Below are 24,648 nucleotides of genomic sequence, written 5' to 3'. Positions count from 1 at the left end.
CTACTGGTTTACTCCCAAGGGCATAGGGTGGCAAGTCGCATCCAGGTCAACTCGTGCTTGTTGTGGCTCAGATGCAGCAGCCGCGAGCCGGGAATGGCGGCAAAGGCGCGGGCCGTCTGGTGATCGGTCTCGCCCTGGAATTTGAGGGTGCAGATGAAATTGCGCGCCAGACCGGCCTTGATCCAGCGCTCCACCAGCCGCAGCAGGCGCTCCGGGTAGCAGATGACGTCCGAGCACAGCCAGTCCACCGGGCCGATCTCGGAGGGCTCGATGCCGAAGGCGCTGCCCTGGCGGACCTCCACATTGGGCATGGCGGCCACATTGGGGGCCAGGGGGGCCTTGTCGACGCTGATCACCCGGGCGCCGGTGGAGGCCAGCACCCAGGTCCATCCCCCCGGACAGGCGCCGAGATCGACGCAGGTCTGGCCCGGCCCGGGCATCTCGCCCGCCAGGGTCAGCGCTTCCCACAGCTTGAGATAGGCGCGGCTGGGCGGGGTGACGCGGTCCTCGACGAAGACCGGCTCGCCATTGGGGAAGGGGCTGGAGCACTGGGCCGAGGCCAGCACATGACCTTCGTCCATCCAGGTGAAGGCGCCCAGCGGCGCGGTGGGCGCCGGGGTGCCGAACGGGATCGGCTTGGCCGAGACCTTGGGCAGCTTGTCCACCAGCAGGGCGGTGCGGCGGTGCAGGTGGAACTCATAGGGCCACCAGTTGCGCTGGATGGCCTTCAGGGCCTTGGCCGCCTCGCCGATGGAGGCCACCTCCAGTACCTGGGGCGCCAGCCAGATGTTCTGGGCCCAGGCGGCGGGCTTGGCCGGGCCGGGCGACAGCATCAGGCGGCCGTATTCGGCGCTGATCTCGCCCAGCTCAACCCGCAGGTCGGCCTCGAAGCCGGGAGCGGCCAGATAGGCGGTGAAGCCGCTGCTCATTCCGGCCAGCGCCGGTGGACCCACAGCCACTGGTCGGGCCGCTCGCGAATCCACTCTTCCAGCAGGGCGTTGATGCGGACCAGCAGCAGGCGGTTGTCCTCGTGATTGTCGTTGGTATGGGGAAAGTCCATGGGGGGCAGGACCGTGACCCGGAAATGGGCGCCGCCGATCCTCTCCACCCGGGCCGGAACCAGCGGGCATTTGAACCTGGTGGCGAATGCCGCCTGGGCCGGTGCGGTCATGGCGTCGCGGCCGAAAAAGGGGACCGGCACGCCGTCATTCATCTTCTGGTCCACCAGCATGCCGAGATGGCCGCCCTTCTTCAGCACCATCAGCGCCTGGCGGGCGCCTTCCGGCCCCTTCTGGATCATGGTGGTGGAGATGCTGGCCCGCCCCTTGCGGTAGAGATCCTCCACATGGGGATTATTGGCGGCGCGGTAGACCAGATGCAGCGGCAGGCCGCGCAGCGCCGCCACGGCGCCATTGATCTCCCAATTGCCCACATGGCCGGAAATGAAGATGCCCGGCTGTCCGTCGTCGCGCAGCAGGTCGATGTATTCCGCCCCGACCAGTTCCACCCGCTCGTTGGCGATCTTGTCCAAATGGGGGAATTCGCCGGCCACTCGGCCGATATTGTCCCACATGCCGCGGATGATGACCGTGATCTCGGCCTCGCTCTTCTCCGGGAAGGCGGCTTTGAGATTCTTGCGGGCGATGCGGTTGACGCCGCCCAGCAGCGGACCGACGCTCCGCCCCAGCCAGCCTCCCAGACCCGACGCGGCGTCCACGGGCAGGGCGGCGAACAGCGCCCAGACGGCGCGGGCCCCCAGGGCTTCCAGGCGCTGGCGCAGTTCCTTCCTCGTCATGCCCTCACTCCGATCCGGTCGAACAGGGGAGTTAGCAGAGAGGGGGCGTCCCAGTCCAGCGATACGCTCAGCACCGCCACGCGGGCGCGCAGGTCGGCGGGCAGCCGGACCCGGTCCTTGGCGGTGGTGATCAGCAGGGCCTCGTTGGCCTCGGCCTCGGCCAGCAGGGCCTCGATATCGGCGCGGGTGAAAGGGTGGTGGTCGGGAAAGGAATGGTCGGCGGTCAGCCGCGCCCCGCATTGCTTCAGGGAGGCGAAGAACTTTTCCGGACGGCCGATGCCGGCGAAGGCCACCACCTTGCGGCCCTTCAGGTCGGCGCCCTCGGGGCCGGGGACCAGACGGGCGGCCAGCAGGGGGATGCCGTGGGCGCGGGCCAGCTCAGCCAGGCCCCGGCGGTCCTTGCCGATCACCACCATGGCGTCGGCGCGGGCCAGCCCCTGGTCCGGCGGTTCGCGGCACGGCCCGGCCGGCATGGTGCGGCCGTTGCCGAAGCCGTAGCTGCCATCCACCACCACCAGCGACAGGTCCTTGGCGATGGAGCCGTTCTGGAAGCCGTCATCCATGATGATGACCTCGGCCCCCATCTCGGTGGCGGCCACCGCGCCGTCGGGGCGCCAGCGCGACACCCAGGTGGGAGCCTCGCGGGCCAGCAGCAGGGCCTCGTCGCCCACCCGGGCGAAGTCGTGGCGGTCCAGGTCCACGGCGCGGGGGCCGACCTCGGTGCCGCCATAGCCCCGGGTCAGGAAGTGGGGCTTCACCCCGGCGGCGATCAAGCGGCGGGCCAGGGCGATGCCCACCGGGGTCTTGCCGGCTCCGCCCACCACGATATTGCCGACGCAGATTACCGGCACGGCGGGGCGGTATTCCTCGGCCCGCTCCAGGTTGCGGCGCACCGCCCAGCCATAGATTGCTCCCAGCGGCGCCAGCAGGCGCGAGACGGCATTGTCCTTGCGCCAGAAGTCAGGGGCGCGCATGGGCCGCCTCCAGGGGCGCGAGGAACGGCGCCAGGGCGCCGTCCACCTGATCGAGCACGCCAGCCTCGCCCTCGGCCCAGACCTTGGCGGCTTGGCCCGCCGCCCGCAGGGCCTGCTGATCGGCCAGCAGGGCGCGGACCGTCATGGCCAGTTCGCCCTCGTCCTTGACCCGCAAGGCGGCCTGGGCCGACAGCATGGAGGGCGCCATGTCGGGGAAGTTGTCCATCAGCGGGCCGAACAGCACGGCGGCGCCCAGCAGCGCCGGCTCGAAGGGGTTCTGCCCGCCGCCGATGGTCAGGCTCTTGCCGACGAAGACCGGACCGCCCAGGCGGTAGAACAGCCCCAGCTCGCCCATGGTGTCGGCGATGTAGATTGCGGTTTGCGGCGTGATCGCCTCGCCCGCCGAGCGCAGGGCGACGCTCAGTCCCTGGCCGCGAAGCTCCGCCGCCACCTCGGCGCCGCGGGTGTGATGGCGCGGCACGATGACGGTCAGCAGGTCGGCCATGCCGAGGGCGGCGTGAACCCGCCCGGCCAGGGCCTCTTCCCCCGGATGGGTGCTGGCCGCCAGCCACAGGGGCCGTCCGGCGATACTGGCCTTGATCCCGTCCAGGGCCACGGGATCGCAGGGCAGCGGTGCCACCGCGTATTTGAGGTTGCCCAGGCAGCGCACGTCGCGCCCCCCCAGGGCCCGCAGCCGTCCGGCGTCGGATTCGGTCTGGGCCAGACACAGGGCGAAACCCGACAGCATCTTGTGGATGAAGCCGGGGACCTTCTTCCAGGCGGCGAAGGACCGGGGCGACATGCGGCCCTGGATCAGCACCTGGGGGATGCCGCGATGGCGGGTCTCGGCCAGCAGGTTGGGCCAGAATTCGGATTCGGCCCACAGGGCGAGATCGGGCCGCCAATGATTGAGGAAGGCCCGCACATAGGCGATGCGGTCCACTGGGACGTACTGGTGCACGGCGCCCCGGGGCAGGCGCTCGGCCAGCAGGCGGGCCGAGGTCACGGTGCCGGTGGTCATCAGCACCGACAGGCCCCGGCCGAGCAGGCGCTCCACCAGGGGCAGCATGGACAGGGCCTCGCCCACCGAGGCGCCGTGCATCCACACCAGCGGCCCGGCGGGGCGGGCGGTTCCAGGATGCCCCAGACGTTCGGGAAAGCGGGTGCCGTCTTCCTTGCCCCGCGCCTTGCGCCGCTCCAGATAGGCGGCGATCAGCGGGCCGCCCAGGGTGGTCAGTCCCCGGTAGAGGCGATAGATCATGGCGCCCCCTCAGCCGCAGCCGGCTCGGGCGAGGTCTGGCCCACGCGGGCATCGGCGTCCCGGGTGATGGCGTTGAGGCTGTCTTCCACCGCCCGGCGGGCCGCTTCCATGGCGGCCTCGTCGGCATCCTTGGCGACCAGAATGGGGTCGCCCCAGACGAAGACCCCCCGTGAGAACGGCTGGGCCACGGCAAAGCGGTCCCAGCTGCCCAGCAATGTCCGGCGGCTGGTGGCAAAGGTGGCGGGCAGGATAGGGACCCCGGCCAGCCGGGCCACCGCCACGATGCCGTCCGAGGCGCGCATGCGCGGTCCCTTGGGGCCATCGGGGGTGATGCCGACGCATTCGCCGGATTTGAGGAATTTCAGCATGGCCCGCAGCGCCGCGCTGCCACCCCGCGTGGTCGAGCCCTGCACCGTCTCGATGCCGAAATGCGAGACTGTGCGGGCGATCAGCTGGCCGTCGCGATGCTGGCTGATCAGCATGTGGATGGGAACGCTTTGGCGCCAGGACTTAGGCATCATCAGGATACGGCCGTGCCAGAAGGCCAGAATGAAGGGCTTGCCCTGATCCCACAGCGCCTGGGCATGGCCGCCATTGACCACGCTCCAGCGTCCGGTGAGATGGACGAGGCGGATATAGAGGGAACCCAGCCAGCACAGGGCGCCGCGCAGCCATTCGCTCTTGCCGATGCGCTTGGCCAGGCCCATGGGCTTTAGCCTCCGCTGCCGGCCTTGACGGCTTCCTCGGCGAACTGCATGGCGTAGAGACGGGCGTAGGTGCCGTTCTTGGCCATCAGCGCGTTGTGGTCGCCGGATTCGATGACGCGGCCCTTGTCCAGCACGTGGATCAGGTCGGCGTTGACCACCGTGGACAGGCGGTGGGCGATGACGATGGTGGTGCGGCCCCTCATCAGCAGTTCCAGGGCGGTCTGGACCTGGCGCTCGGATTCGGTGTCCAGCGCGCTGGTGGCTTCGTCCAGCAGCAGGATGGGGGCGTTCTTCAGCATGGCCCGCGCGATGGCCAGGCGTTGGCGCTGGCCGCCCGACAGGTTCAGTCCGCGCTCGCCCACCACGGTGTCGTAGCCTTCGGGCAGACTGACGATGAAGTCGTGGGCGGCGGCGGAACGGGCGGCAGCCTCGATCTCCTCGTCGGTGGCGCCGAAGCGGCCATAGGCGATGTTGGCGCGGATGGAATCGTCGAACAGGGTGATTTCCTGGCTGACCAGGGCGATCTTGGACCGCAGCGAGGAAAGGCTGACGTTGCGCACGTCCTGGCCGTCCACCAGCACATGGCCGTCGGTGACGTCGTAGAAGCGCGGCAGCAGGTTCAGCACCGTCGACTTGCCGGCGCCCGAAGGCCCGACCAGGGCCACGGTCTTGCCGCCGGGCACGGCGAGGTCGATTCCGTCCAGCACCGCCTTGCTGCCGTCATAGGTGAAGAACACGCCCTCGAAGCTGACATTGCCCTCCAGCACCACCAGATCGGCGGCGCCGTCCTTCTCGAAGATGGTCGGCTGGGTGTCGAGCACCGAGAAGGTGCGCGATGCCGCCGCCAGGCCTTCCTGCAGGTTGGTGTTCATGGCGGCCAGGGACTTGATGGGGCGGTAGGCCAGCATCAGGGCGGTGATGAACGAGAAGAAGGCGCCGGGCGTGGTCTCGCCGTTCACCACCCGCGTGCCGCCATACAGGATCACCACGGTGATGGCGATACCGCCCAGCAATTCCATGATGGGCGAGGAGGCCGAGCGCACCCGGGCCGCCTTGTAGATCAGGTCCTGCAGCATCTCCACCAGGGCGCCGACCTTGCGCTTCTCGTATTCCTCCATGCCATAGGCCTTGACCACCCGGATGCCCTGGACCGCCTGTTCCAGATAGGTGGTCAACTGGCCCATGTGCTCCTGGGTGTTGGCGGTCACCTTGCGCATGCGCCGGCCCAGCTTGCGGATGGGCAGGATGGCGATGGGGAAAATGAAGAAGGTCCAGGCCGACAGGCGCCAGTCCTGATAGAACATGGCGCCGATCAGGAAGATCACCGACGAGGCGTCCTTGCCGGCGCCGGTCAGGGCGTCGGACACGGCAAAGCGCATCTGGGAAATGTCGTTGGTCAGGCGCGACAGGATGCGGCCCGTGGAATTGGCATGGAAGAAGGCCACATCCAGGCGCATCAGGTGGGCGAACAGGCGCGACTGCATGTCGGCGATGACGCGCAGGCCGACCTTGGACAGGAACACCGCCTCGCCGTAATTGCACACTGACTTGACGGCAAAGGTGCCCAGCACCGCCAGCGCCAGGGGCAGCAGGAATTCCGGCCGCTTTTCCGTGAAGATCTTGTTGACCACCGGGTCCATCAGCAGCGCATAGCCCGCATTGGCGGCGGCGCCGACCACCATGCAGAACACGGCGGCCATCACCTTGCCCATGTAGGGGCGCATGCCCTCGTTGAACAGGCGGCGCACCAGAACCCAGGTGGAATGATCGAATGAAATCTTCTGCTTGCTCAACGGATTGACGACCCCTGCCGGCATTAGCGGGCGGACCATATCACGGCGCAAGGCGCCATCCAAACGAAACGGCGGCCATTGCGGCCGCGGCCAAGCGCGCCGGGGGCGCGCGCCCGGCGAGGGGCGAACAGAACGAAACGGCCGCCGTTGTTGCCAACGACGGCCGCCTCACAGGCTTTGGTGTGACTTAAGGCGCGGGCCCGGCCTCAGTGCACATCCTTCCAGATCTGACGCTTCAGCGCGTACAGCATGGCGGTGAGCAGGGCCAGGAACACCATCACCTTGACGCCCATGGACTTGCGGGCGTCCAACTCGGGCTCGGCGGCCCAGTTGAGGAAGGTCACGACGTCGTAGGCCACCTGCTCCTTGGTCGCCTTGGTGCCGTCGGCATAGGCGACGATGTCGTCCATGATCGGCGCCGGCATGCTGATGGCGTTGCCGGGGAAGTAGTGGTTGAAGTACTTGCCCTCGGGGATCGGATGACCCTCGGGAGCAGCCTCTTCATAGCCCAGCATCAGCGAGTAGACATAGTAGGGACCGTTGGTGCGGGCCTTGTTCATCAGCGACAGGTCGGGCGGCAGGGCGCCGCCGTTGGCCGCCGCGGCGGCCTTGTCGTTGGCGAAGGGCGGCACGATCTTGTCCGACGGACGGGCGGGGCGGTTGGCCACCACGCCTTCGTCGTTGGGCTGGTCGGGCACTTCCTTCTCGGCCGCGAAGGCCTTGACCTCGTCGGCGGTGAAGCCGATGTCGGTCAGGCTGCGATAGGCGACCAGCTTCATGGAGTGGCAGTTGGAGCACACGTCATGAAACACCTGCCAGCCACGCTTCAGCGCCGCCTTGTCGTGCTTGCCGAAGAAGCCTTCCCAGGAGAAGGCGACGGCCGGCTTCTTCAACTCGGGGCCGGCGCTGCTGGCCTGGGCCTCGCCGCCGAAGCCGGCCAGCCCCACCATGATCATGGCGATCAGGGCGGCGGCCTTGACCACCGGCTGGGCGATGGAGGCGGGCAGGGCCTTGGGCTTCTCGATCTTGCCGAGGATCGGCAGGATCAGCAGGAAGTGGGCGAAGTAATAGGCGGTGCAGAACTGCCCGATCTTGACCAGGATGCCTTCGGCCGGCTTGCCGCCCACGTAGCCCAGGATCATGGCGTTCGCGAAGAACAGCCAGAAGAACTGACGGTACAGGGGACGGAACTTGGCCGAGCGCACCTTGGAGGTGTCAAGCCAGGGCAGGGCGAACAGGATCAGGATGGCCGAGAACATGGCCAGCACGCCCTGCAGCTTGGCCGGCAGGAAGGGCAGGTCGAAGGTGAAGGCGCGCAGGATCGCGTAGAACGGCAGGTAGTACCATTCGGGCACGATGTGCGGCGGGGTCACCATCGGGTTGGCGGGGATGTAGTTGTCCGGCTCGCCGAAGAAGTTGGGCGCCCAGAACACGAAGGCCAGGTAGAACATCAGGAACAGGCCGATGCCGTACAGGTCCTTGATGGTGTAGAAGGGATGGAACGGGATGGAATCCTGCGGCCCCTTCATGTCGATGCCCAGCGGGTTGTTCGACTTCACCGAGTGCAGCGCCCACACGTGCACCACGACCAGACCCACGATGATGAAGGGCAGCAGGAAGTGCAGCGCGAAGAAGCGGTTCAGGGTGGGATTGTCCACCGAGAAGCCGCCCCACAGCAGGGTGACGATGAACTCGCCCACCACCGGGAAGGCCGAGAATAGGTTGGTGATCACCGTGGCGCCCCAGAAGGACATCTGACCCCAGGGCAGCACGTAGCCCATGAAGCCGGTCGCCATCATCGCCAGGTAGATGGCGATGCCGACGAACCACAGGATCTCGCGCGGGGCCTTGTACGAGCCGTAATAGAGGCCGCGGAAGATGTGGATGTACACCAGGATGAAGAACATCGAGGCGCCGTTGGCGTGCAGGTAGCGCAGCAGCCAGCCGTAATTCACGTCACGCATGATGCGCTCGACCGAGTCGAAGGCCAGCGAGGTGTGGGAGGAATAGTTCATGGCCAGGAACAGGCCGGTGAGGATCATGATGATCAGCATCACCGCAGCCAGCGAACCGAAGTTCCACCAGTAGTTCAGATTACGGGGCGTCGGGTAATCGATCGCGCTGTGCTGCATCATCGAGAAGATGGGCAGACGCGATTCGATCCAGTTGACGACCTTGTTGTTGCTCTTGAAGTCGCTCATGACGGGTCCCCTCAGCCGATCCGGACGGTGGTGTCGCTGGTGAACTGATAAGGCGGCACCGGCAGGTTGGCCGGAGCCGGACCCTTGCGGATGCGGCCGGAGGTATCGTAGTGCGATCCATGGCACGGGCAGAACCAGCCGCCGAATTCACCCCGGGGGTCGGCGGGCTTCTGGCCCAGCGGCACACAGCCCAGATGGGTGCAGACGCCGATCAGGATCAGCCACTCGGGCTTCTTGGCGCGGTCGGCATCGGCTTGCGGCTCGCGCAGGTCGGCCAGCGCCACCTTGCCGGCCTCGTCGATCTCGGCGGGTTCGCGATGCCGGATGAACACCGGCTTGCCGCGCCACACCACGGTGACCGACTGTCCCGGCTTGATGGCCGAGATGTCCACATCGGTGGTGGAAAGCGCCAAAGTATCGGCGGCCGGGTTCATGCTATGCACGAACGGCCAAAGTGCCAAGCCAGTCCCAATCGCACCGACGCCGGCAGTGGCGTACAGCAGGAAATCCCGCCGTGTCTGCCCGTCCACCGACGAGGGCTGGGCATTGTGTGCCTGATCAGCCATGATTAATCCTCTTGTTGGCCCGCGGAAGCGCGACTATTAACCACATCGTCCGAGTCGTTTCAACAGCCGTCTCGACCTGCATGCGCGGAGTCTAATATGCCGTGCTGCCAAGCGCTGCCGCACTGCACAAGAATCCGTCATCGAGATGCCCTTGGAACCCCTTCGACTCGCCCTGTACCAGCCCGACATCCCGCAGAACGCCGGGGCGCTGCTGCGTCTGTCCGCCTGCCTGGGCGTGCCGCTGGATATAGTCGAACCCTGCGGCTTTGTCCTTGATGAACGTAAAGTCCGCCGGGCCGGAATGGATTATATTCACCAGGCCAGTTACACCCGCCATACCTCGTGGGAGGTCTTCGCCGCCACCCTGGCCGCCCAGGGGCGCCGGCTGGTGCTGCTGACCACCGGCGGCGCCGTGCGTCATGACCGCTTTCCTTTCGCGCCCGGGGACACCATCATGGTGGGACGGGAAAGCTGCGGCGTGCCGCCAGACGTGGTCGATCGGGCCGAGGCGCGCATCCGCATTCCCATGCAGGTGGGGGCCCGGTCGCTCAATGTGGCGCTGGCCGCCGCCATCGCCACCGCCGAGGCCCTGAGACGCCTGGACGGATTTCCGCAAGAAGGGAGTGAGGACGCATGAGCCGCGATACCGTCAAGCACTGGGACGATGCCCGCGCCGCGGCCTATGACAAGCGGGTGCGCGAAGCCATTCCCGGCTATGACGCCCTGCATGTCCTGTCGTGCCAGATCGTCGCCGAGACCACCTCCGGCTCCGGCCGCGCCCTGGTGATCGGGGCGGGGACCGGCGTGGAATGCGTGGCCCTGGCGGAAAGCTGCCCCAATCTTTCCGTGGTGGGGGTGGACCCCTCCAAGGACATGCTCGATCACGCCGAGGCCAAGGTGAAGGAGCACAACCTCACCGCCCGGGTGCGGCTCTACCCTTCCAAGGTGGGGGACCTGCCCAAGTTCGAGCCCTTCGACGCCGCCACCTTGCTGCTGGTCATGCATTTTCTTCCCGATGACGGGGCCAAGAAGTCCCTGCTGGAGGAAATCGCCGCCCATCTGAAGCCGGGTGCGCCGCTGGTTCTGGCCGATCTGTTCGGCACCTGGGACGATGCCTGGCAGCAGCAGCTGCGCGCCTGGTGGCGCCACCTGCAACTGGCGGCCGGCATTCCCGAGGCCGAGGTGGAGAAGGGCTTCCGTCACGTGGATCGCGACATCTTCCCGCTGACCGAGGCGCGGCTGGCGGAATTGTTGGCCGAAACCGGCTTCGGTCCGCCGGAGCCCTATTTCCGGGCGCTGTGCTTCGGCGGCTGGGTGGCCAGGAAGGCTTAGGTCCCGCCCAGCAAGCCGTCGATTTCCACCTGGGCCATGGCGCGGTTCGAGCCGTGGATGATGGCGTTGGCGCAATCCATCAGGGCCTGGGCGGCGCGGCTGATGGCCTTGACGTGCTCGGTGGTCAGCGCCGGGTCGGCGCCATTGACGATTTCCTCTTCCAGCTTGGCAACCCCCCCCAGGATCAGGGTGTTCAAGTGGTTGATGGTTTCCTCGAAGGGACGACGGAACTTGGTGGGGACGCGGTCATAGGCCTCCACCGCCAGCAGCTTGTCCTTGAAGGTGGAATCGGCGAAATGCTCCTGGTAGCTCTTGGGAGCCCACATCTTGCACTCCTCGATCATGTCCGGCATATCCGGAATCATGTCGAGCAGCATGACGATCTCGTTGAAATGGTTGAGATAATCGGTGGCCAGCAGCGTCTGGGCGCTGATGTTGGTGCCGCCGACCCTGGCAACGTATTCCTCGAAGGCTGCCCGCTCTTCCGGCGGGATATCAGTTTCCGTCACCACCCCTCCTTGGAATCCAAGCAGATTCCCCGCCGCCATCCTTGCGCCATGAACGGAAGAATTTCAAGAGCCCATGGTCATATGGCCATTGGTTATGGCCTATGGTAGGGGTGTCCGGTCAGGATCGAATGGGCCCGCCACAATTGCTCGGCCAACAGGGCGCGGACCAGCATGTGCGGCCAGGTCATGCGCCCGAAGGACAGCAGCAGGTCGGCCCGCTCCCTCACCGCGTCGCCGTGGCCGTCGGCGCCGCCGATGAGGAAGGCCACGTCCTGGCAGCCTGAATCGCGCCAGTCGCGCAGCCTGTGGGCGAAATCCACCGAGCCGATGTCGCGCCCTTTCTCATCGAGCGCCACCACCTTGGCGCCCTCGGGCAGGGTGGCCAGCAGCAGTTCCGCCTCGCGCGCCTTGAGCTGAGGTCCGGCCAGGGGGCGCTTCTCCTCCACCTCCTTGAGGACGGGGGGAGGAGACAGGCGCCGGCAATACTGGCGGAACAGGTCCTGCTCCGGCCCGGCCTTGGCCTTGCCCACCGCGGCGATCAGCAGGCGCATCAGCCCTGTTCGATCGCCTTGGCGCGCACCGCCGAGGCGGTGGGGGCGTCGGCTTTTGCCTCCAGCGCGCCCCACATCTTTTCCAGATTGTAGAAGCTGCGCACCTCGGGGCGGAACAGATGGACGATGATGTCGCCGCCATCCACCAGCACCCAGTCGCACTGGGGCATGCCTTCGATGGTGACCTTCTGTCCGGCCTGCTTCAGGGCCTTTTCCACATGGTCGGCCATGGCGCCCACCTGGCGCTGGGACTTGCCGGTAGCGATGACCATGGTGTCGGTGATGGAGGTGCGGCCCTTGAGGTCCAGGACGATGACGCCCTCGGCCTTGTGGTCTTCCAGGGTGGCCGCGACCAGCTCCGCCAGACTGGGGGCGGGAGCGGGTTCGGGAACCGGGGCGGATTCGGCCTTGGCGGCGGGTTTGCGTGCTATGGGTCTCTCCTGTTGCGGATGGCGGTGGATGAGGCGGCGTGGCGCCGGGTATGCAGGAACACCCAGGCGGGTGCCGGTCCCTGCCACAGAAATCGTGCCCTCGACGACGGCAGGCGGCTCGCGGCGAAGCGATGGGCCGCCCGGCTGCCCAGGGTTCGCGCAGAATAGGGGCCGCGCGCCAGAATCGCAACGGGGACCGACCGGAAGATGGACTCCCAGCGCAACCAGCGATGAAATCCGGCCAGATTGTCGGCGCCCATCAGCCAGACGAAGCGGATGCGGGGAAAGCGCCGGGACAGCACCGCCAGGGTGTCGGCGGTATAGCGCGTGCCCCACTCCGTCTCGATGGTGCTGGCGCGCAAGGCCGGATGCCCGCCCGTCATGGCCCGGGCCGAGGCGAGGCGTTCCGGCAACGGCGCCATGCCGTCGACCGGCTTCAAGGGGTTCTGCGGGCTGACCAGCAGCCAGACCTCGTCCAGCTGCAGCAGCCGCAGCGCCAGCAGGGCGATATGCCGGTGCCCCTCGTGGGCGGGATTGAACGAGCCGCCCAGCAGCCCGACCCGCGCCCGGCGGGGCTCGCCCCAGGGATTGAGCCGGCGACGGCTCACCCCGGCCGTACCTGGCCGTTGCCCTTCACCACGTATTTGAAGGTGCAGAGCTGCTCGACGCCCACCGGGCCGCGCGCATGCATCTTGCCCGTGGAGATGCCGATCTCGGCTCCCATGCCGAACTCGCCGCCATCTGCGAACTGGGTCGAGGCGTTCCACAGCACGATGGCCGAGTCGCAGCCGTTCAGGAAGGTCTCGGCGACCTGGGAATCCTCGGCGACGATCGCCTCGGTATGGTGCGAGCCATGGGTGTTGATGTGCTCCACCGCCGCGCCGACTCCGTCCACCACGCCCACCGAGATGATGGCGTCCAGGTATTCGGTGCTCCAGTCGGCGTCCGAGGCGGGGATCACGCGGGCATCGGCGGCCTGGGCGACGGCGTCGCCCCGCACCTCGCAGCCCGCGTCAATCAGCATGGCGACCAGGGGGGCCAGATGGGTCCCGGCACAGGCCCGGTCCACCAGCAGGGTCTCGGTGGCGCCGCAGATGCCGGTGCGGCGCATCTTGGCGTTGAGCACGATGGTCTTGGCCATCTCCAGATCGGCCGAGCCGTCCACATAGGTGTGACAGATGCCTTCCAGGTGCTGGAACAGCGGGATACGGCTCTCGGCCACCACCCGCTCCACCAGGGACTTGCCGCCCCGGGGCACGATGACGTCGATATAGTTGGAAAGCCGCAGCATCACCCCCACCGCCGCCCGGTCGGTGGTGGGGACCATCTGCACCGCGTCGGCGGGCAGGCCGCAGGCGGTGAAGCCGCCCTTCAAGGCCGTCAGGATGGCCTGGGACGAATGAAAGCTCTCGGACCCGCCGCGCAGGATGGTGGCGTTGCCCGATTTGAGGCACAGGGCGGCGGCATCGGCGGTGACGTTGGGACGGCTCTCATAGATGATGCCGATGACGCCGAGCGGCACGGCGATACGGGCGATGCTCATGCCGTTGGGCCGGGTCCATTCGGCCAGGGAGCGTCCCACCGGATCGGGCAGCCGGGCGATATCCTCCAGCCCCTTGGCCATGGCCTCGACCCGGGCGGGATTGAGCATCAGGCGGTCGAGCATGGCCTTGCTCAGGCCCTTGGCCTCGCCCGCTTCCATGTCCTTGGCATTGGCGGCCAGAATCAGCTTGGTATCGATGCGGATGGCCTGGGCCGCGGCGCGCAGGGCCTTGTCCTTGGCCGCCGACGGGGTCAGGGCCAGGATGCGGGCGGCCTTGCGGGCGCGCTGGCCCAGATCGGTCATCAATGCGTCGAGGTCGGTGCTGGTCATCATGTCCTCACGGTACTCAATCAGTTCAGGCGTTGGCAATGGGCGCGGGCGGCGGCGGCGATGGCCGTGGCGAAGGCGGCGCGGTAGGGCTCCGAGGCGATGAGAGGTTCGTCGTCCCGGTTGACGATGATCCCGGCCTCGACCAGCACCGCCGGCATGGTGGCCTGACGCAGCACGGCCAGCCCGTCATAGCGGTACAGGCCTCGCGCCGGGTCCAGCAGGGGGCGGTTCTCGCCCTCCACCGGCAGGGCGTGATGCAGGCTGGGCCGAAGCCCTTCCGCCAGCAGGGCGTCGCCGATGGCGCGGGCGACGGCTTCGCTTTCCTCCCGCCGGGGATTGGCGGCCGAGACGAACAGGCCGAAGCCCGAGAACACCTCGGAATGGGCGCGGGTCTCGCCCTGCCACACCCACTCGGTCTTGTAGATGTCCTGCACGGAATCGTGATGCAGGGACAGCAGCAGGCTGGCGCCCCTCCGGGCGGCGCGGCGGGGGCGCTCGGCCAGCTCCGTGATGTCGCCTTCGGCATTGATCAGGGTCCAGGCGACGCCCTGGCGGTCCAGCTCCCATCCGACCCGCCGGGCCAGTTGGGTGTTGAAGGTCAGTTCCGGCACGCCGTGCGCGCTGAACTCGCCCGGCGCGTCCCGGTAATGGCCGATATCGAGGGCGATCAGGCAGCCGGCCAGGGCGGGCTGGGCCAGCAGCGAAAGGAGAAGGAGGGGGAGGAGGAACAGGCGCACCTCATCCCTCCATCACCAGATCGTCGCGATGGATCAGTTCGTCGCGGCCGCGAAAGCCCAGGATGGCTTCGATCTCGCCCGACTTGCGGCCCATGATGGCGCGGGAATCGTCGGCGGAATAGGCCACCAGGCCGCGCCCCAGCACCTTGCCCGAGCCGTCCTTGACCAGCACGCAATCGCCGCGCTCGAAGGCCCCGCTCACCTCGGTGATGCCGGCGGGCAGCAGCGAGCGGCCCTGGGCCAGGGCCCGGGCGGCGCCCGCATCCAGCACCAGGGTGCCGGTGGGCTTCATGGAGCCGAAGATCCATTGCTTGCGCGCCGTGCGGGGTTCGGAATTGGGCAGGAACCAGGTACAGCGGCCGCCGTCCTCGATGGTCTTCAGGGGGTGCATGGGCTCGCCCCGGGTGATGGCCATGCGGCAGCCCGCCGACAGGCAGATGCGCGCCGCCACCAGCTTGGTGACCATGCCGCCCGAGCCGTAGGCCGAGCCGGGATCGCCGGCCATGGCCTCGATCTCCGGGGTCAGCTCGTGCACCTCGGGGATGAAGCGGGCATCGGGGTCCTTGCGCGGGTCGGCGGTATAGAGGCCGTCGATATCGGAGAACAGCACCAGGGCGTCGGCCGAGACCATCTGGGCGACGCGGGCCGCCAGCCGGTCGTTGTCGCCGACGCGGATCTCGGCGGTGGCCACCGTGTCGTTCTCGTTAATCACCGGCACCGCGCCGAGCTTGAGCAGGGTTTCCAGGGTCGAGCGGGCATTGAGGTAGCGCCGCCGGTTCTCGGAATCGTCCAAGGTCAGCAGCACCTGGGCCACGGTGATCTGGTGGTGGGCCAGGGCGTCTTGCCAGGCATGGGCCAGACGAATCTGCCCGGTGGCGGCGGCGGCCTGCTTCTCCTCCAGCTTGAGGGGAGGAACCAGTCCCAGCTTGCGCCGGCCCACCGCCACGGCGCCCGAGGACACCACGATCACCTCCTGGCCGCGCGCCTTGCAGGCGGCGATGTCGGCGGCCAGGGTTTCCAGCCAGCCGCGCCGCACCTGGCCGGTGGAATCATCCACCAGCAGCGAGGAGCCGATCTTGACGATCAGGCGTTTGGCGGCGGCAAGCGGGCTCATTCCTCGGCGTCGTCCTCTTCGTCGTCGGCGACCTCTTCCAGGTCCTCGTCGTCGTAATCCTCGTCCACCTCGTCCCCGTCGTTATCGGCGGAGTGCCAGATCCACTCGCCGTCGGCGCCCCAATGTCCGCCGGCGAACTCGTCGTCCTCGGCCTGGAGCTTGCGCTTCCTCTGCTGGAAGGTGGGGGCGCCGCGCTTGGACGAGCCGAAGATGGGCGAGGCGGCCGGCACGGCGGGCTCTGCCTCGCGGGCCTCGCGGATATGGGTGAACAGGCGGGCCAGGATGGGCTTTAAGCCGACGCCCGACACGCCGGATAGGGGCAGAACCTCCTGGCCGCAGGCTTCCGACAGTTCCATCAGCTTCAGTTCGATGTCGTCGGCGGTCAGCGAATCGCACTTGTTCAGCGCCACCACCTCGGGCTTCTCGTCCAGGCCGCCGCCATAGGCCGCCAGTTCGTGACGCACCACGCGGTAGGCCTCGGCCACGTCGTCCTGGGTTCCGTCGATCAGGTGCAGCAGCACGCGGCAGCGCTCGATATGACCGAGAAAGCGGTCGCCGATGCCGGCGCCTTCATGAGCGCCCTCGATCAGGCCGGGAATGTCGGCGATGACGAACTCTTCCTCGCCCAGGGTGACCACGCCCAGATTGGGGTGCAGCGTGGTGAAGGGATAATCGGCGATCTTGGGCCGCGCCCGGGTGACGGCGGCCAGGAAGGTGGATTTGCCGGCATTGGGCAGCCCCACCAGACCGGCGTCGGCGATCATCTTGAGGCGCAGCCAGATCCAGCGCTCCTCGCCCGGCCAGCCCTCGTCGGCGCGGCGCGGCGCCTGGTTGGTGGACGACTTGTAGTGCATGTTGCCGAAGCCGCCGTCGCCGCCCCGCAGCAGCACCATGGTCTGTCCGGCGCTCGTCAGGTCGGCCAGCACCGTTTCCTTCTCCTCGTCCAGCACCTGGGTGCCCACGGGGACCTTCAGGATGACATCATCGCCCTTGCCGCCGGTCTTGTTGCGGCCCTGGCCATGATTGCCGATCTTGGCCTTGAAGTGCTGCTGATAGCGGTAGTCGATCAGGGTGTTGAGATTGGCCACGCATTCAAGGATGACGTCGCCGCCGCGGCCGCCGTCGCCGCCGTCGGGGCCACCGAACTCGATGTGCTTTTCCCGCCGGAACGAACAGCAGCCGGCGCCGCCGTCACCCGACTTCACGAAAATCTTGGCCTGATCGAGAAACTTCATGGGGGTATATCCAAAAGCAAAAGGGGAACGGCGAACCGTTCCCCTTTCTTAAAAACGCAAGCGTCCGGGAACGGCCTTATTCGGCGGCCTCCGGCAGGGGCTCCACGACCACGAAGGTGCGGCCCTCGGCCTTGTGCTTGAAGCTCACCTTGCCCATCGCGGTGGCGAACAGGGTGTGATCCTTGCCCATGCCCACATTGGTGCCGGGATAGAACTTGGTGCCGCGCTGACGCACGATGATGTTGCCGGGAATCACCAGCTCGCCACCGAACTTCTTGACGCCGAGCCGCTGACCCGCAGAGTCGCGACCGTTGCGGGATGAGCCGCCAGCCTTTTTATGAGCCATTGTCCTAGTCTCCTCGTATCCGCTCGGGCAATCAGCCGGCGGAGATGTCGGTAATGCGCAGGATCGTCAGGTCCTGGCGGTGGCCGTTCTTGCGGCGCGAATTCTGGCGGCGGCGCTTCTTGAAGACGATGATCTTCTCGCCACGGGCCTGGGCCACCACGGTGGCCTTCACGCTGGCGCCGGCCACGACCGGGACGCCGATCTTGTCGCCGACCATCAGCACCTGATCAAGCACGACCTCGGCACCGGCCTCGCCGGCCAGCTTCTCGACGCGGATCACGTCGCCCGAAGCGACCTTGTACTGCTTACCGCCGGTCTGAATGACTGCGAACATGACGATTCTACCTGAGCAAAAGAAATAGTGGCGCGCAAGGTTTGGGCCTAGCGCGAGAGGGCCGAAATATACTCACCCCCGGGGCAGAGTCAACGGCTATCTGAATCGGATTGCGAAGAACCCCGGCTAACCGATTCAAATTCATGCCGCATCCTCCAGCGGGCTGAGACCTGCCACCAGACGGGCGAAGGCCTCGGTCCAATTTCCCATCTGGGCTTCGGGGAACTCGAACTTGCCGTGCAGGCGGCCGTGCTCGAAATCCTTGATCACCGCCGCCAGGGGGAAGGGGATGCCGGGCAGGGTCAGCTCGACGCGGCTCGACGCCCTGAGGCCGGGAAAATCCCCAGCGGCGGTGAAGCCGCCCTCGGAACAGTTGACCATCCGCGCCGCCATGACGCTTCCCCCGGCGGTGATGGTGCCGTCGGCGTCCAGGCGATAGCGGGGCTTGTGGCGCCGGTTGACCTCCTTGGTGGCGGTGCGCACCACCCGGATCAGAATCTCGCGCAGGTGGTCGATGCCGCCGGCCACCTCGCTGGAGACGCTGCCCACCTGGGCGGCGCGCTCGCCGGTATGGGCGGCCTCGGTCGAGACCTTGGCGATGCGGTCGGCCACCTCGTTGGCGGCGTCCGAGGTCTGGGCCACGTTGCGGGCGATTTCCTGGGTGGCGGCGCCCTGTTCCTCAATGGCGGTAGCCACCGCCGCCGACACGCCCTGGACGTCGCCGATGGCCTGGGTGATCTCGCCCACCGAACGGACCGCATCCTGGGTGGTGGTCTGGATGGCGACGATCTGGGCGGTGATTTCCTCGGTGGCCTTGGCCGTCTGGTTGGCCAGGTTCTTCACCTCGTTGGCCACCACGGCAAAACCTTTGCCGGCCTCGCCCGCCCGCGCAGCCTCGATGGTGGCGTTGAGCGCCAGCAGATTGGTCTGGCTGGCGATGTCGTTGATGAGATTGGCCACCTCGCCGATGCGGTTCACCGTCTCGGACAATTGCGAGATGGTCCGGCTGGCCTGGTTAGAGGCTTCCACCGCGGTACTGGTCACGGTGGAGGCGGTGCCGACCTGATTGGCGATCTCGTGGATGGAGGCCGAAAGCTCCTCGGCGGCGGCGGCGACGGTCTGGGCATTGGCCAGGGCCTGGGTGGCGGCGGCGGCGACGCTTTGGGAGTTGTCGCCCACCGCGCTGGCGCTAAGGGCCATGCCGCCGGCATTGTCGGCCATGCGCCGGGTCATCTCGGCGATGCGGTCGACGGCAGCGCGGGTTTCGCGCTCCACCGTCTCCGCCATGCCCTGCAGGGCGGCGATCTTGTCGCGCTCGGCCTTGCGGCGCTCCTCCTCCTGGGCCGCGCGCAGGCGTTCCACTTCCGTCAGGTCCTCCTTGAACCGCTGGACCGAGCGGGCCATGGCGCCCACTTCGTCGCCGCGGTCCTGGTCGGGAATCTCGACGGTCATGTCGCCCTTGGCCAGCCGGCCCATCACGCCGGTCATGGCGGTCAGCGGCCGATAGATGGAGCGGGCGATAGCAGTGCCGATCACCAGCATGGCGGCAAAGCCTGCCAGCATAACCCAGGTCATGGCGCGTCCGGCCGACAGGTTGACGCGGTCGGCCTCGTCGCGGGCGGCCTCCATGCCCTGTCGGGCGGCATCGCCCAGGGCCTGGACGGCGGGGGCCATGGCGGCATAGGTCTCGCTCATCACCTTGGCCGAATCGCGGGAGTCCAGCATGGCCTGGGCGGCCAGCCGGAAATCGCGCTGATAGGCGGCCATGCGCTCGGCGATGGGGGCGCGGTCGGCGGAGGAAAGGGCGGAGGCGGCCAGGGCCTTGTCGAATTCGGTGCCGCGCTTGGCCAGGTCGTCCATGTATTTGGAGTCCAGGCGGGCCAGGAAGTCCTTTTCATGGCGGCGCATCATCAGCATCAGGATCTGCAGCCGGGGCTCGTCATGGGCCTTGAGGGCGGTCTCCACCTCGTGGACCGAGGTGCGCAGCGCGCCCAGCAATCCGTCCTTCTCGCTGAGTCCGACCCGGATCTCGTTTTCCGTGACGGTCCGGAACGCTTGGGTGTAATCCGCGGCGCCCTTGCGCACGGCCTCGAGCTGGAGGCGACGCCCATCGCCTTCGGGCAGGGCTTCCGCGATGCCAGCCAGGGCGGCGAGGGCGGCGGCGATGGTCTTGGCATGCTCTGCCGCGTACTTGTCGCTGCGGCGCAGAAGGAAGTCCTTCTCGTTGCGCCGGGCATTGAGAAGGGCGGAATCCAGACTGGCGGCGCGCTGGGCGATGGCGGTTTCCCGGTTCAGGTGGTGGTTGACCTCCTCGGTGGCGCCACGGGCAGTCCACAGCACCGCCATGCATATGCCAAGAACGAGTCCGGCCAATGCCACCAGTGACCCGATCTGCACCTTCAATGAAAAGCGCGACAGTACTCTGCTCATTTCCGGAACTCCCCTCCTACGGGATTAACCCCATGGCGCGTGTAAATACACCATGAATGGGGAGGTGTTCCAGCTATACCGGCGAGGCAAACAGTATCTAATTGTTACGGTTTTGTGACGGCCAGCTATCGAGGCCGCCCAGTACCCGTGTTTCTTCGGCTGATCTACTCGGAAGATTGTCGAGAATGGCGCGTCTTTCCTCATTGCTTGCGGTGGGCCATGCCTTGATCTCGGACCTTGTGCGCTTGCAGCCGGCGCACCAGCCGAAGCGGTCATCCATGCGGCAGACGGATTTGCACGGCGAATCGAAGATGCGAAGCGGCGGAGCGGGCAAGGCCTATCCTTTCGAGGCGGGGGGCTCCCCCTCATATTGGTCGCTGGCGGCCCGACAAAAAGGGGCTATCCTGAGACAGCACCAAGAGGGAGGCGTTCCATGCTGCACGGCAAGGTTCTGGTGGCCCAGGGCGGCGGCCCGACGGCGGTGATCAACCAGTCCATGGTGGGGGCCGTCCTGGAATCGCGCAAGTTCCGCAACGTGGATCTGGTTTACGGCGCCCATCACGGGGTGCGGGGGATCATCAACGAGGACTTCCTCGATCTGACCCAGGAAACCAGCCACAACCTGGAAATGGTGGCGCAGACGCCGTCTTCGGCGCTGGGTTCGACGCGGGACAAGCCGGACCGCAAGTACTGCCACGAGATCTTCGAGGTGCTGCGCGCCCACGGCATCGCCTATTTCTTCTATATCGGCGGCAACGATTCGTCGGACACCGTGCGCATCGTGTCCGAGGAGGCCAAGGCAGCCGATTACCCCCTGCGCTGCATCCACATCCCCAAGACCATCGACAACGATCTGGTGCTGAACGACCACACGCCGGGCTTTCCCTCGGCCGCCCGCTTCGTGGCCCAGGCCTTCATGGGGGTCAATCTGGACAATGCGGCGTTGCGCGGGGTCTATCTTGCCGTGGTGATGGGGCGCCATGCCGGTTTCCTGACGGCGGCCTCGGCCCTGGGCAAGAAGTTTCCCGAAGACGGCCCCCACCTTATCTATATCCCCGAGCGGACGTTCCGGGTGGAAAGCTTCCTCGCCGACGTCAAGGCGGCCTACGACAAGCATGGCCGCTGCGTGGTGGCCATTTCCGAAGGCGTGCACGACGAGAAGGGAACGCCCATCGTCACCACCCTGAGCAAGGCGACGGAAAAGGACGCCCACGGCAATATCCAGCTGTCGGGGACCGGGGCGCTGTCCGACCTGCTGTGCGAGGAGGTGAAGGGCAAGCTTGGCATCAAGCGGGTGCGGGGCGACACCTTCGGCTATCTCCAGCGCTCGTTCATCGGCTGCGTCTCGGACGTGGACCAGCGCGAGGCCCGCGAGGTGGGCGAAAAGGCAGTGCAATTCGCCATGTGGGGCGATCAGGACGGCTCGGTGACCATCCAGCGCACCGGTTTCTACTCGGTGGATTACAAGCTGCTGCCCCTGGCCTCGGTGGCCGGCAAGACAAGGGTGATGGAAGACCACTTCATCGCGGAGTCGGGCACCGACGTCACCGATGCCTTCCGCATGTATCTGCGGCCGCTGCTGGGCTCGGGCATGCCCGACGCCTTCCGTCTGCGCCTCAATTCGGTGCCGAGGATTCTGAAGAAGTAGGGGGGATGCCACAAGCTTCTTGCCTCGGGCGCCGATTTGGCTATATTGACGCCAAGACACATTCTTGTATTCCCGTCAGACGGGATTGTGAGGGTGGGCCAGTGGCCCACTTTTTTCGTTTTTAGGGACCAACGTTAAGGTCGCAGGCGACAGGGTTATGGATCTTCAAAGCCGTTTGGAGGCCCTGATCGCGCCGTCACTGGACGCCATGGGGTACGAGCTGGTGCGGGTGCAGCTGCAGGGAAAGCAGCGGCTCACGCTTCAGATCATGGCGGACCGCAAGGACGGCGTGATGATGGCCGTGGACGATTGTGCCGACATCAGCCGCTCGGTTTCGGCCCTGCTGGATGTGGAGGACCCCATCTCGGCGGCCTATACCCTCGAGGTGAGCTCGCCGGGCATCGACCGTCCGCTGACCCGGGCCAAGGACTTCGTCGCATGGGCGGGGTTCGAGGCCAAGATGGAATCGTGCCAGCCCATCGACGGGCGCAAGCGGTTCCGGGGCAAGCTGCTGGGGCTGGACGAGGCGGGCGTCAATGTGCGTCTCGTCATCGAGGCCGCCGGAGAGATTGCCATTCCGCTGGCTGATGTTCGCGGTGCCAAGCTGGTGCTGACCGACGAACTGATCGCCGCGACGTTGAAAGACCAGGAAGAGTGAGGACGAAGTAGGACCATGGAACGGATCGCCGCACTGCCCCGCCCCGAACTCCTTCAGGTGGCCGACGCCGTCGCCCGCGACAAGGGCATCGACCGCGACGAGGTTCTCGAAGCCATGGAGCAGGCCATTCAGAAGGCCGGTCGCTCCAAGTATGGCCACGAGCACGACATTCGCGCCCATATCGATCGCAAGACCGGTGAAATCCAGCTGGCCCGCTATATCGAAGTGGTCGAGGAGGTGGAGAACGAGGCCACCCAGCAGACCCTGAAGCAGGTGCTGAAGAAGAAGCCCGACGCCGTCGTCGGCGACTTCCTGGTCGATCCGCTGCCGCCCATCGATTTCGGCCGCATTGCCGCCCAGACCGCCAAGCAGGTCATCGTCCAGAAGGTGCGCGATGCCGAGCGTCAGCGCCAGTTCAACGAATACAAGGACCGCGTCGGCGAGATCAGCAATGGTCTGGTCAAGCGCGTCGAGTTCGGCAACGTCATCGTCGATCTGGGCCGGGCCGAGGCGCTGCTGCGCCGCGACGAACTGATCCCGCGCGAGACCTTCCGCACCGGCGACCGCGTCCGCGCCTATATCTACGATGTCCGCCAGGAGCCCCGGGGGCCGCAGATCTTCCTGTCGCGCACCCATCCCATCTTCATGGCCAAGCTGTTCGCCCAGGAAGTGCCGGAAATCTATGACGGCATCATCGAGATCAAGGCGGTGGCCCGTGACCCGGGCTCGCGCGCCAAGATCGCCGTGCTGTCCCACGATTCCTCCATCGACCCCGTCGGCGCCTGCGTCGGCATGCGCGGCTCGCGCGTGCAGGCTGTGGTGGCCGAGCTGCAGGGCGAGAAGATCGACATCATCCAGTGGTCGCCCGACGTCGCCACCTTCGTGGTCAACGGCCTGGCCCCCGCCGAGGTCACCAAGGTGGTGCTGGACGAGGAAGCCGGCCGCATCGAGGTGGTGGTGCCCGACGACCAGCTGTCTCTCGCCATCGGCCGTCGCGGCCAGAATGTGCGTCTGGCCAGCCAGCTGACCCAGTGGAACATCGACATCCTCACCGAGGCCGAGGAATCCGAGCGCCGCACCGAGGAATTCCGTTCGCGTTCGAATATGTTCATCCAGGCCCTGGACGTTGACGACGTCATCGCCCATCTGCTGGTGACCGAGGGCTTCTCGTCGGTGGAGGAGGTGGCCTACGTGCCGGCCGAGGACATCGCCGACATCGAGGGCTTCGACGAGAACGTCGCCGAGGAACTGCAGACCCGGGCTCGCAACTTCCTGGCCGAGCAGGACGAGCGCTACGACCAGATGCGCAAGGACATGGGCGTCGCCGACGAGATGGCCGCCATCGAGGGGCTGGCTCCGTCCATGCTGGTCAAGCTGGGCGACAAGGGCATCAAGACCCTGGACGACCTGGGCGATCTGGCCGGTGACGAGCTGATCGACATCCTGGGCAAGGACGCCATGACCGAGGACGAGGCCAATGCCGTGATCATGGCGGCCCGTGCTCATTGGTTCGAGGAAGGCAAGTAAGGGGAGCGGCATGGCCGAATCCCCCGACTTGGACGAAGAAGAAGAGGTCGGACCCGAACGCCGGTGCATCGTCACCGGTCAGGTCCGACCCAAGTCGGAATTGCTGCGGTTCGCCGTGGCGCCTGATGGTACGCTGTTTCCGGACCCCGGCCATGAGCTTCCCGGACGGGGAATCTGGTTGAGCGCCAGCCGGGATGTGGTAAATACGGCCGTGGTCAAACGGTCCTTCGCCCGGGTGGCTCGCCGCCAGGTGGTGGTCCCTGAGGATCTGGCCGATCGGGTCGAAGCGCTTTTGGCGCGCCGTTGCCTGGATGTCCTGGGCCTGGCGCGCCGCGCCGGTCAGGCGGTCTGTGGGTTCGAGAAGGTGTGCGCCGAGATCAAGGCTCGCCGCGCCGCCGTGCTTCTCGGGGCCAGGGACGCCGCCCGCGACGGGCGCGCCAAGGTTCAGGCCATGGCACCCGGCGTGCCGGCGATCGAGCTTTTTGACGGCGCCGAGTTGGGCACCGTTTTTGGCCGCGATGCGGCCGTTCATGTCTGCGTGCTTCCGGGCAGGCTGGCGCAGCGTCTCAAGGATGGCGCGGCGTTGCTTGCCGGTTTTCGCGGATGATTTTTTGCAGAAGAGACGA

The 24,648-nt window shown here is 66.9% G+C and carries 25 protein-coding genes and 2 pseudogenes; 6 read left to right on the top strand and 21 right to left on the bottom strand.

Features of this window, described 5'->3' with window-relative positions:
- Positions 1–8 precede the first annotated feature (8 nt).
- From AMB_RS20710 to petA, 9 genes and pseudogenes are all read right to left on the bottom strand, one after another.
- Positions 9–929, bottom strand: a complete 921-nt coding sequence (locus AMB_RS20710) for an SAM-dependent methyltransferase (RefSeq protein ID WP_011386445.1) — start codon at positions 927–929, stop codon at positions 9–11.
- On the bottom strand, positions 926–1,795 hold the full coding sequence (locus tag AMB_RS20705; RefSeq protein WP_011386444.1) for a lysophospholipid acyltransferase family protein: 870 nt from the start codon (positions 1,793–1,795) through the stop codon (positions 926–928). The genes AMB_RS20710 and AMB_RS20705 overlap by 4 nt, the downstream gene beginning before the upstream one ends.
- Positions 1,792–2,769 (bottom strand): tetraacyldisaccharide 4'-kinase, encoded by a 978-nt coding sequence (lpxK, locus tag AMB_RS20700; protein ID WP_011386443.1) that lies wholly within the window; start codon positions 2,767–2,769, stop codon positions 1,792–1,794. Before lpxK ends, AMB_RS20705 begins: the two co-directional genes overlap by 4 nt.
- The gene (locus AMB_RS20695) at positions 2,756–4,030 is read right to left on the bottom strand and encodes a 3-deoxy-D-manno-octulosonic acid transferase (protein ID WP_011386442.1); all 1,275 of its coding nucleotides are present in this window, start codon (positions 4,028–4,030) and stop codon (positions 2,756–2,758) included. The genes lpxK and AMB_RS20695 overlap by 14 nt, the downstream gene beginning before the upstream one ends.
- Positions 4,027–4,737, bottom strand: coding sequence for a lysophospholipid acyltransferase family protein (locus AMB_RS20690; RefSeq protein ID WP_011386441.1), 711 nt, complete (start codon positions 4,735–4,737; stop codon positions 4,027–4,029). Before AMB_RS20690 ends, AMB_RS20695 begins: the two co-directional genes overlap by 4 nt.
- A gap of 5 nt (positions 4,738–4,742) precedes the next feature.
- On the bottom strand, positions 4,743–6,530 hold the full coding sequence (msbA, locus tag AMB_RS20685; RefSeq protein WP_043747109.1) for a lipid A export permease/ATP-binding protein MsbA: 1,788 nt from the start codon (positions 6,528–6,530) through the stop codon (positions 4,743–4,745).
- Between the two features lie 206 nt (positions 6,531–6,736).
- Positions 6,737–7,390: pseudogene (locus AMB_RS26640) on the bottom strand (cytochrome c1); the annotation flags it as partial.
- 108 nt (positions 7,391–7,498) lie between these two features.
- Positions 7,499–8,731 (bottom strand): annotated as a pseudogene (locus tag AMB_RS26635) (cytochrome bc complex cytochrome b subunit); the annotation flags it as partial.
- 11 nt (positions 8,732–8,742) lie between these two features.
- On the bottom strand, positions 8,743–9,297 hold the full coding sequence (petA, locus tag AMB_RS20675) for a ubiquinol-cytochrome c reductase iron-sulfur subunit (RefSeq protein WP_011386438.1): 555 nt from the start codon (positions 9,295–9,297) through the stop codon (positions 8,743–8,745).
- 151 nt (positions 9,298–9,448) lie between these two features.
- Here petA and AMB_RS20670 point away from each other — a divergent pair, with 151 nt between their 5' ends.
- Both AMB_RS20670 and AMB_RS20665 read left to right on the top strand, forming a co-directional pair.
- Entirely contained in the window at positions 9,449–9,934 is a 486-nt protein-coding gene (locus AMB_RS20670; protein WP_231848911.1) for a tRNA (cytidine(34)-2'-O)-methyltransferase, read from the top strand.
- A complete protein-coding gene (locus tag AMB_RS20665; protein ID WP_011386436.1) occupies positions 9,931–10,629 on the top strand; it encodes a class I SAM-dependent methyltransferase in 699 nt (232 codons plus the stop codon). Before AMB_RS20670 ends, AMB_RS20665 begins: the two co-directional genes overlap by 4 nt.
- Here AMB_RS20665 and AMB_RS20660 read toward each other — a convergent pair.
- The 12 genes from AMB_RS20660 to AMB_RS27030 all read right to left on the bottom strand — a co-directional run bounded on the left by AMB_RS20660 (position 10,626) and on the right by AMB_RS27030 (position 20,469).
- Entirely contained in the window at positions 10,626–11,141 is a 516-nt protein-coding gene (locus tag AMB_RS20660) for a hypothetical protein (RefSeq protein ID WP_050750774.1), read from the bottom strand. The two genes, AMB_RS20665 and AMB_RS20660, sit on opposite strands and share 4 nt — an antisense overlap.
- An 89-nt stretch (positions 11,142–11,230) precedes the next feature.
- Positions 11,231–11,689 carry a 23S rRNA (pseudouridine(1915)-N(3))-methyltransferase RlmH gene (gene rlmH, locus AMB_RS20655; protein WP_011386434.1) on the bottom strand — a complete coding sequence of 153 codons (459 nt, stop codon included), beginning with the start codon at positions 11,687–11,689 and terminating at the stop codon, positions 11,231–11,233.
- Positions 11,689–12,207 (bottom strand): ribosome silencing factor, encoded by a 519-nt coding sequence (gene rsfS, locus AMB_RS23800; RefSeq protein WP_231848910.1) that lies wholly within the window; start codon positions 12,205–12,207, stop codon positions 11,689–11,691. Before rsfS ends, rlmH begins: the two co-directional genes overlap by 1 nt.
- Positions 12,117–12,728 carry a nicotinate-nucleotide adenylyltransferase gene (locus AMB_RS20645; protein WP_011386433.1) on the bottom strand — a complete coding sequence of 204 codons (612 nt, stop codon included), beginning with the start codon at positions 12,726–12,728 and terminating at the stop codon, positions 12,117–12,119. Before AMB_RS20645 ends, rsfS begins: the two co-directional genes overlap by 91 nt.
- Complete coding sequence (locus AMB_RS20640; RefSeq protein ID WP_011386432.1) at positions 12,725–13,996, bottom strand: glutamate-5-semialdehyde dehydrogenase; 1,272 nt, start codon at positions 13,994–13,996, stop codon at positions 12,725–12,727. Before AMB_RS20640 ends, AMB_RS20645 begins: the two co-directional genes overlap by 4 nt.
- 17 nt (positions 13,997–14,013) lie before the next feature.
- Positions 14,014–14,730, bottom strand: a complete 717-nt coding sequence (locus AMB_RS20635) for an N-acetylmuramoyl-L-alanine amidase (RefSeq protein WP_011386431.1) — start codon at positions 14,728–14,730, stop codon at positions 14,014–14,016.
- 1 nt (position 14,731) lies between these two features.
- The gene (gene proB, locus AMB_RS20630; protein WP_011386430.1) at positions 14,732–15,844 is read right to left on the bottom strand and encodes a glutamate 5-kinase; all 1,113 of its coding nucleotides are present in this window, start codon (positions 15,842–15,844) and stop codon (positions 14,732–14,734) included.
- Positions 15,841–17,079 carry a GTPase ObgE gene (gene obgE, locus AMB_RS20625; RefSeq protein WP_011386429.1) on the bottom strand — a complete coding sequence of 413 codons (1,239 nt, stop codon included), beginning with the start codon at positions 17,077–17,079 and terminating at the stop codon, positions 15,841–15,843. Before obgE ends, proB begins: the two co-directional genes overlap by 4 nt.
- A 76-nt stretch (positions 17,080–17,155) precedes the next feature.
- Positions 17,156–17,425: a 50S ribosomal protein L27 gene (gene rpmA / locus AMB_RS20620; protein ID WP_009870504.1), complete on the bottom strand. Its 270-nt coding sequence runs from the start codon at positions 17,423–17,425 to the stop codon at positions 17,156–17,158.
- 31 nt (positions 17,426–17,456) lie between these two features.
- Positions 17,457–17,759 (bottom strand): 50S ribosomal protein L21, encoded by a 303-nt coding sequence (gene rplU, locus AMB_RS20615; protein WP_011386428.1) that lies wholly within the window; start codon positions 17,757–17,759, stop codon positions 17,457–17,459.
- 141 nt (positions 17,760–17,900) lie between these two features.
- On the bottom strand, positions 17,901–20,189 hold the full coding sequence (locus tag AMB_RS26860; protein WP_011386427.1) for a methyl-accepting chemotaxis protein: 2,289 nt from the start codon (positions 20,187–20,189) through the stop codon (positions 17,901–17,903).
- A 97-nt stretch (positions 20,190–20,286) separates the two neighbouring features.
- Positions 20,287–20,469 (bottom strand): DUF1289 domain-containing protein, encoded by a 183-nt coding sequence (locus AMB_RS27030; RefSeq protein WP_083763624.1) that lies wholly within the window; start codon positions 20,467–20,469, stop codon positions 20,287–20,289.
- Between the two features lie 153 nt (positions 20,470–20,622).
- Between AMB_RS27030 and AMB_RS20600 the strand changes: the two genes are divergently transcribed.
- The 4 genes from AMB_RS20600 to AMB_RS20585 all read left to right on the top strand — a co-directional run bounded on the left by AMB_RS20600 (position 20,623) and on the right by AMB_RS20585 (position 24,629).
- Positions 20,623–21,837, top strand: coding sequence for a 6-phosphofructokinase (locus AMB_RS20600; protein WP_011386426.1), 1,215 nt, complete (start codon positions 20,623–20,625; stop codon positions 21,835–21,837).
- A 157-nt stretch (positions 21,838–21,994) separates the two neighbouring features.
- Positions 21,995–22,495, top strand: coding sequence for a ribosome maturation factor RimP (gene rimP / locus AMB_RS20595; protein ID WP_011386425.1), 501 nt, complete (start codon positions 21,995–21,997; stop codon positions 22,493–22,495).
- Between the two features lie 15 nt (positions 22,496–22,510).
- Positions 22,511–24,022, top strand: a complete 1,512-nt coding sequence (nusA, locus tag AMB_RS20590) for a transcription termination factor NusA (protein WP_011386424.1) — start codon at positions 22,511–22,513, stop codon at positions 24,020–24,022.
- A gap of 10 nt (positions 24,023–24,032) precedes the next feature.
- Positions 24,033–24,629: an RNA-binding protein gene (locus AMB_RS20585; RefSeq protein ID WP_011386423.1), complete on the top strand. Its 597-nt coding sequence runs from the start codon at positions 24,033–24,035 to the stop codon at positions 24,627–24,629.
- The last annotated feature ends 19 nt before the right edge of the window (positions 24,630–24,648 follow it).

The sequence above is a fragment of the Paramagnetospirillum magneticum AMB-1 genome (genome assembly GCF_000009985.1).
Classification (GTDB): domain Bacteria; phylum Pseudomonadota; class Alphaproteobacteria; order Rhodospirillales; family Magnetospirillaceae; genus Phaeospirillum; species Phaeospirillum magneticum.
The sequence above is the reverse complement of the archived record's forward strand: the minus strand, read 5'-3'. Positions and strand labels throughout refer to the sequence as shown.